The following is a 7,156-nucleotide window of genomic DNA, read 5'->3' as shown; positions in this document are numbered from 1 at the left end:
ACTGTCTTTGTCATAATCATATCTACCATTAGGTAGAACACTTACTTTTATCAAACCTTCTTTTACATATTTTGTTAGAGTAGGTCTTGATATTTGCAATAATTCCAATACTTCTTTAGATTTTATTATAATCATCTCTTTATGAGATAATTATAACATATATTTATTTTAATAATAATATTTATTGAAATTTTTAATGTTTTTGCTGTTTTTATTTATTTTTATAACTATATAATTAAATAATTCTTCTCCTAAACCTTTAATTTTATTTAAATCAAAAATGTTGTAAAATAATAATAAATACAATTAGGAAGGAGATTTTTATGTCAAATATCAGAAATTCCCTACAAGCTTTAATGATGAGGATAAATGATAAAAATACATTTGTCAGTTTAGAAGTTATAAATTTTGAAGGGAAATCGGCCAAAATCCTTTATAGTGAAGAAGATCTGATCTGGCAATATAAAAACAAGAGGGAAAGATTAGCTTTAACTTTAGTTTCGGATAAAATTATAGAATTTTTAGCTGGTAAAGATGGAAAGGTGGAAATTTTAGAAAGGGGAACTAAAATCCTTTTGGATATAAACAAAGGAAAGGTTAAAGTAAATTTTAGTACTTTAGATGAACCACCCAGTAAGCATCTAGATGTTGAAGAAGGGACTAGACAGCAGTTTATAAAAAAAGAACAGGCAGCTAAACTATTGAAAGTTTTAGGAATTATGAATACACTAGGGGAGATTCCCAAAGATAAAAGGAGAAAGTATTACCAAATAGATAGATTTGTAGAACTTCTAGACAATTTCTTAAAAGATTGGCCCCAAGACAAAGAATTAGTGGTGGTGGATTGTGGTTGTGGAAAATCATATTTAAGTTTTGTTCTAAATTACTATTTACAGGATCACTTACGAAAAAGATGTTATTTTATTGGAATTGATGCTAACCCTGAAGTAATTAAAGGGGCAGAAAAAATTAGAGATCAATTGGGATACCGTAATATGGAGTTTCATGCTACTAAAATTGAAAATTTTTATACAGAGCGGGAGGTCAATTTAGTATTAAGTCTCCACGCCTGTGATACAGCTACAGATCAACAATTAGCTTTAGGTATAAGACTAAAGGCTGACTATATAGTGGCAGTTCCATGTTGTCAAAAAGATTTGCGGGAACAACTCAACTATAACCAGTTGGAATCCTTTGCCCGGTTCCCTATATTAAAAAATAAAATTTCCGATATTATAACTGACGGGTTAAGGGTGTTAGCATTAGAGGCCCATGGCTACAAAGTTAGTGTGGTAGAGTACGTTTCTCCTTTAGAAACCCCTAAAAATATAATGATTAGGGGAGAGAAAAAAGGTGAAAATCCTAAGGGAATGGAAAAATATCTAGAGGCAAAGAAATACTGGGGAGTAACCCCAGCTTTAGATAAATACCTTTATTGATTTTATATATAAAACAAAAACAGTTCCTCGTTGAGGAACTGTTATATTTTGCATACTAAAGTTTTACAACGTTAGCAGCTTGAGGACCACGACTACCTTCGGTAATTTCGAAAGAAACTCTCTGTCCTTCTTCTAGAGTTTTAAACCCTTCTCCTTGAATTGCTGAAAAGTGAACGAATACGTCAGCTCCTCCTTCAACGGATAAGAATCCGTATCCTTTTTCAGCGTTAAACCATTTTACTACTCCTTGTTGCATTTAACTTAAACCTCCTATAAACTACCCTGATTTTCAGGGGTGACCCAAAAAATTTTTTTCCAATTTCTAAAAGAAATTGCACACAAAAGAGGTCTGCTTTTGTATTAACCTAATCATAACACAGTACAATAGAAATGTCAAACAATAAAAAATTTTTTTTAGGAAAATTTAGTTTTAGGCACTATATTAAAATTTAATTTTAACCTATTCCAGTTCATAATCGAAGGGATAAACATCATTGATATCTTTTTTTAACTGTTGAGCAAATCTTTTTGCATCAATCTCTTCAATAACATTATTTTCTTTAAAAACCTTTACATTCCAAACTTCTCCATCTTCTTCAATCAACAGTTCTGCGGGATAAACAGTTCCATCGTTAAACTTAATTTTTCCTCTTTTCCAAGGCATAGTATTGTCTCCTTTCTTTTTCTTTAGTTTTTTTAACTATCTAGGAAATTATGCAAATTAATAAGCTAAATAACTAAAGATTTTTAAAAAAGTTTAAAAGGAATTTTAAGTTAAATGGAGAATAAGAGTAAATTAAGTAGAATTTCCTATTTATTAAATGGTAGCTGTTTGTTATTATTAATTTGACAGCTAGTTGTAGCAAAATAAATGGAGGAGATGATATCTTTATGAATAAATTAGATATAATTATACAATCAGTCCAGTTTTGGAAAGAGATGTTTTTACACGATGTTGCTATCGGTGTTGTTGATTTAGAAAAATATTTATACTATAGTCCTGGGAAGACCTTTGACTTAGGAATAAAAGTGGGAGATCTTATAAAGAAAGGTAGTGCTGTACATAATGCTATAGTTAAAAAAAGAAAAGTTGAAATATCTATTTCAGATGATGTATGGGGTATTCCTATAAAAGCTATTTCCATTCCAGTTTTGGAAGGGGGAGAAATTATAGGGGCATTGGCAGTTGTCTTTAGTGTGGAGAATGAAGAAAAATTAAAGGGGATAGTTAATAACTTTGCTTCATCTTTTAATCAAGCAGGTGCTAGTGTTAAAGAAATTTCCTCTTCTGCTCAAAACTTAGCAGAAAATAGTGAAAAAATTGCCTCTTCTACATCGGAAGTAAAGGAAGCACTAGATAAAACAGAGGATATTTTAAAGTTAATAGATAATATTTCCAAACAAACAAAATTATTAGGCTTAAATGCTGCCATCGAAGCGGCCCGTTCTGGAGAACATGGCAGGGGTTTTATTGTAGTGGCAGAAGAAATAAGGAGACTTTCAGATGAGACCATTAAATCGGCATCACAGGTAAAAAATATAGTAGCTATTTTAAGGGAATTAGTTGGTACTATGATCAATTCTATTCACGAAGTTAGTGCTATTAGTGAAGAGCAAATGGCTGCTACCGAAGAGGTAAATGCCTTGGTAGATGAATTGGTCAACGAAGTTCAAGAATTAGAGAAGTTTGCCAAATTTTTATAAACTTATGGATGTGAGGGGAATGTTAAAAAAAGCAGTTTATTTTTTGGTATTGGGGATATTTATTTATAGCAGTACCCAAGGTTTATGGGGGTTATATCAGTATTATAGAAACTCTAGGGATTATCAACAGGTCAGGGAGATATATCAACAATCATTAAATATTGGGGAAAAAGAAGATACCGAAAGTCCCAATGAACATGAAAATCCTAATGAAAAATTGTTCGATAAACTATTAGAAATAAATCCAGATACAGTAGCTTGGATATTTATAGAGAATTCCAATATTGATTATCCTGTTGTTCAAGGAGTAGACAACCATTACTACCTCAATATCAATTTTAATGGAGTTAGAAACAGAGGTGGGGCAATTTTTATGGATTATCGGAACAACCCCATAGATTTTGACCAAAATACCATCATCTATGGCCATAGAATGAGGGATGGCTCGATGTTTGCCCATTTAACTAAATTTAGGGATAAGGATTTTTTTAACAATAATGATAAAATTTATTTAAAAACAAGGGAAGGAAATTATATTTTTAAAGTATATTCTATTTATGTAACGGAAGCTAACAGTTATTATATAACCCCAAACTTTTCTACAGAAGAAGAATACCTTCAGTTTCTTCAGTATACTAGAAAAAACTCGATATTTAAAAAGGAAGTTGAACTAGGTATTACAGATAAAATCTTAACCCTCTCTACCTGTAGTTATGAATTCGATAATGCTAGATTAGTAGTACATGCTAAACTTATGGAACAAAAATAACTCCCCAAATAGGGGAGTTATTTTTGTTATTCAATTTCAATTCTTCTGCCTAGGGGTTTATTAGGTTCTTTTTTGGGTAAGATGATAGTCAAGACACCATTTCTTAAGCTGGCTTTAATTTTTTCTTCATCTACATTATCTACCATAAAGGAACGGGTCATAGAACCATATCGTCTTTCTCTACGAATGAAATTATGTTTTTCTTCATTAATTTCTTCCCGTTGTTCAACTGAAATTGTTAAACGGTCGTTTCTTACATCAATATTAATCTGTTCTTTATTTACACCGGGAAGTTCTGCTTCAACAATGTACTCATTTTCCTTTTCCTTAATATCCACTTTCATATAATTACTGTTTTTATAGAGGGAAGGGAAAAAGGAATCATTTAAAAAGTTTTCAAACATAGTATCAATGTTGTCAAAAATGTCTTTAGTGTGAGGTACCATTTCGTTTCTTCTTCTAAAGGGAGTTAAACCAAACATAAACAACACCTCCTTAAATATTTTTGACTTTGACTTTCTTTGACTTTCTAATTATTATATATCATAGTATATTTTTTTAATCAAAGTCTATTTACGGTTAAAATTGATTGTAAACTGGAAAAAACTAATATTAATTTAAAATATAGAATTATTTCTTTGTTTTTCTAAATATTTCTTTAAATATCTGCTTGTTTTAGCGTAATTTTGTTTTCCGTTAATAGTCTAGCTCATTATTTTTTCTTTTATACATGAATTGTTTTTAAAGACAAATAGTAATATAATTAAAGCAATAATTTTAGAAAGATAAAAGGAGAGTAAGAAATGTTGAGATTATCAAATCTTAAACTATCAATAGAACAAAATAAAGATGAAGTTTTACCTAAACTAATAGCTAAAACTTTAAATATACCCAAAAAGGAGATCAGGAGTTATAAAATTTTTAAAGAATCGATAGATGCTAGAAAAGAAGAGATGATTTATTTTGTTTATACAGTAGATGTAGAGGTAGGAGATAGATTAGAAGAAATACTAGTAAAAAAAGGGTATAATTTAACTCCTGACTATAGCTATAATTATCCAGAGATAGGTAGTAGAAGATTAGAAAACCCTCCAGTAATTGTGGGAGCTGGGCCTGCCGGTTTGTTTTGCGGTCTTATTCTTTCCCAATTGGGATATAACCCTATAATCATTGAGCGGGGGGAAGATGTTGAAAAAAGGACGGAAAGGGTAGAAAAATTTTGGAGAGAAGGGATTTTAAATACTGAGAGTAATGTACAATTTGGTGAAGGGGGAGCTGGTACCTTTTCCGATGGAAAACTTACTACTTTAATTAAAGATAAAAGATGCAGAAAAGTATTAGAAGAGATGGTAAAAGGGGGAGCACCAGAAGAAATTCTCTATAGTTATAAACCCCATGTGGGGACTGATATTTTAAAGTTTGTAGTAAAAAATATCAGACAACAAATTATAGCAAATGGAGGAAAGGTCTATTTTAATACTAAATTAGAGGACTTATTGATAAAGGATGGGAAAATATATGGAATTAAAACAAATAAAGGTGAAATTCCAGCCCAAGTTTTAGTATTAGCTTTAGGTCATAGTGCAAGGGATACTTTTCAAGTTCTCTATAATAAAGGGTTAAACATCGAACAAAAGGCCTTTAGCATAGGAGTCAGAATCGAACATCCACAAAGTTTAATTAATAAGGCCCAGTATAAGAAGTTTGCTGGACATCCCCGTTTAGGTGCAGCTGAATATAAGCTGGCATATCATTCTCCTAATGGGAGAAGTGCTTACACCTTTTGTATGTGTCCTGGAGGATTAGTAGTAGCAGCGGCTTCTGAAGAAGGTGGAGTTGTGACAAATGGTATGAGTTATCATTCAAGGGATGGAGAAAATGCCAACAGTGCTTTATTAGTGGGGATAACACCAAAAGATTTTGAAACTAGTCATCCCCTAGCTGGTATAGAATTTCAAAGAAAATGGGAAAGAAAGGCCTTTCAAATAGGGGGAGGAAATTATTTTGCTCCGGCCCAATTAGTAGGGGATTTTTTACAGGATAAAGAAAGTAAAGAATATAGGTCAGTAGTACCTACTTACAAAAAAGGGGTTAAAATGGCAAATCTAAAGGATGTGCTGCCAGAATATGTAGTTAATACTTTAAAAGAAGCTATTTTAGATTTTGATAAAAAGCTTAAAGGGTTTGCTTACAAAGATGCAATTTTAACAGGTGTAGAAACCCGTAGTTCTTCACCAATAAGGATACTTAGGGATGAAACGTATCAAAGCAATATAAAAGGAATATATCCCTGTGGCGAAGGGGCAGGCTATGCTGGGGGAATAATATCGGCAGCTGTAGACGGAATTAGAATAGCAGAAAAGATTATATCAGAATGGAGATTTCAGTAATAAAATTAATAAAAAATTTTCAGTTTTCAGTAATTAAGAACAGGAATATTTATCTCCTTTGTCGAATTATAAATATTAATGTAGAATACAGAGCTAATCATAAAAAAGGAGAGGAGGAATAGAAATGGAAATTAAAAAAGAAATGGGGAAGAAATGGCTTTTGCCTTTGGTAGTAGCATTATTATCCTTTGTTTTACTATTTACTGCTGTTAAATTTGTTCTTCAACGGGAAATTACCCTACAGAATTTAATAGCCTATTTAGTTTTTTCAATAATTGTTGGGTTTATTATTTTTCTATTGAATCGCTTTCATTTAAAAATAGCTTTAGTTACAACTATTTTAGGGCTAACCTTTGGATTTATAGAGATGTTCCGTTCCTTTATAAAAGGAATGGGAGGTTGGGGAGATTTAATTGGTATTTTAGCCCTTTTTATGTGGACTATTGCTAGTATAGTATTGGGGTTGGTATTACAGTTAGGATATTATTTTTATAATAAGACTAAAAAATAAGGTGCTGTTAATCCAGCACCTCAGTTTGTAGACAAAGTCTTTTTTTAAAGGCTGTGGTAATTAAACATTCTAACAAAGTCTCCGTCGAGATTTAAGGCTTCTATCTAAAAGGAAGAAGGGTACCGCTCTAATTCGCCGTCCATGGCTCAATAGAGCTTTCGGAACGTCCTGTTCCTCCCCCCTTCTTCCTTTTATCTAATTAGCTCTTAAATCTATCTCCTCAACTTAATCGTATCTTTGTTTAATTACCACAGCTAAGATGACTTTGTCTTTAGTTTGTCTTCAGTCTGAGGTGCTGTTAATCCAGCACCTTTACTTTTTAAAAAAAATTTTTTAAATAATA

9 protein-coding genes are annotated in these 7,156 nt (G+C 31.6%); 5 read left to right on the top strand and 4 right to left on the bottom strand.

The features are described 5' to 3' along the window. The coding region (locus tag BMX60_RS11220; RefSeq protein ID WP_143055937.1) for a MerR family transcriptional regulator at positions 1–126 on the bottom strand (126 nt) is incomplete at its 3' end. A gap of 197 nt (positions 127–323) precedes the next feature. Here BMX60_RS11220 and BMX60_RS11215 point away from each other — a divergent pair. After that, complete coding sequence (locus tag BMX60_RS11215) at positions 324–1,439, top strand: class I SAM-dependent methyltransferase (RefSeq protein ID WP_091351531.1); 1,116 nt, start codon at positions 324–326, stop codon at positions 1,437–1,439. A gap of 55 nt (positions 1,440–1,494) precedes the next feature. Here the strand turns inward: BMX60_RS11215 and BMX60_RS11210 are convergent, their stop codons facing one another. Both BMX60_RS11210 and BMX60_RS11205 read right to left on the bottom strand, forming a co-directional pair. Continuing rightward, a complete protein-coding gene (locus BMX60_RS11210) occupies positions 1,495–1,695 on the bottom strand; it encodes a cold-shock protein (RefSeq protein WP_091351530.1) in 201 nt (66 codons plus the stop codon). A gap of 204 nt (positions 1,696–1,899) precedes the next feature. After that, positions 1,900–2,103: a hypothetical protein gene (locus tag BMX60_RS11205; RefSeq protein ID WP_091351529.1), complete on the bottom strand. Its 204-nt coding sequence runs from the start codon at positions 2,101–2,103 to the stop codon at positions 1,900–1,902. A 227-nt stretch (positions 2,104–2,330) separates the two neighbouring features. Here BMX60_RS11205 and BMX60_RS11200 point away from each other — a divergent pair, with 227 nt between their 5' ends. Both BMX60_RS11200 and srtB read left to right on the top strand, forming a co-directional pair. Then, a complete protein-coding gene (locus BMX60_RS11200) occupies positions 2,331–3,143 on the top strand; it encodes a methyl-accepting chemotaxis protein (RefSeq protein WP_091351528.1) in 813 nt (270 codons plus the stop codon). 19 nt (positions 3,144–3,162) lie between these two features. Beyond that, the gene (gene srtB, locus BMX60_RS11195) at positions 3,163–3,912 is read left to right on the top strand and encodes a class B sortase (protein WP_177159801.1); all 750 of its coding nucleotides are present in this window, start codon (positions 3,163–3,165) and stop codon (positions 3,910–3,912) included. A gap of 26 nt (positions 3,913–3,938) precedes the next feature. On the opposite strand, the gene BMX60_RS11190 is transcribed toward srtB, so the two are convergent. Continuing rightward, positions 3,939–4,394 carry an Hsp20/alpha crystallin family protein gene (locus BMX60_RS11190; RefSeq protein ID WP_091351526.1) on the bottom strand — a complete coding sequence of 152 codons (456 nt, stop codon included), beginning with the start codon at positions 4,392–4,394 and terminating at the stop codon, positions 3,939–3,941. A 321-nt stretch (positions 4,395–4,715) separates the two neighbouring features. Between BMX60_RS11190 and BMX60_RS11185 the strand changes: the two genes are divergently transcribed. Together BMX60_RS11185 and BMX60_RS11180 are read left to right on the top strand one after the other, a co-directional pair. Continuing rightward, positions 4,716–6,302 carry an NAD(P)/FAD-dependent oxidoreductase gene (locus BMX60_RS11185; protein WP_091351525.1) on the top strand — a complete coding sequence of 529 codons (1,587 nt, stop codon included), beginning with the start codon at positions 4,716–4,718 and terminating at the stop codon, positions 6,300–6,302. A gap of 124 nt (positions 6,303–6,426) precedes the next feature. Then, positions 6,427–6,813: a hypothetical protein gene (locus BMX60_RS11180; RefSeq protein ID WP_091351524.1), complete on the top strand. Its 387-nt coding sequence runs from the start codon at positions 6,427–6,429 to the stop codon at positions 6,811–6,813. The last annotated feature ends 343 nt before the right edge of the window (positions 6,814–7,156 follow it).

The sequence above is a fragment of the Anaerobranca gottschalkii DSM 13577 genome, assembly GCF_900111575.1.
Classification (GTDB): domain Bacteria; phylum Bacillota; class Proteinivoracia; order Proteinivoracales; family Proteinivoracaceae; genus Anaerobranca; species Anaerobranca gottschalkii.
Note: the sequence above shows the minus strand (reverse complement) of the source record. Positions and strands in the feature narration are given on the sequence as shown.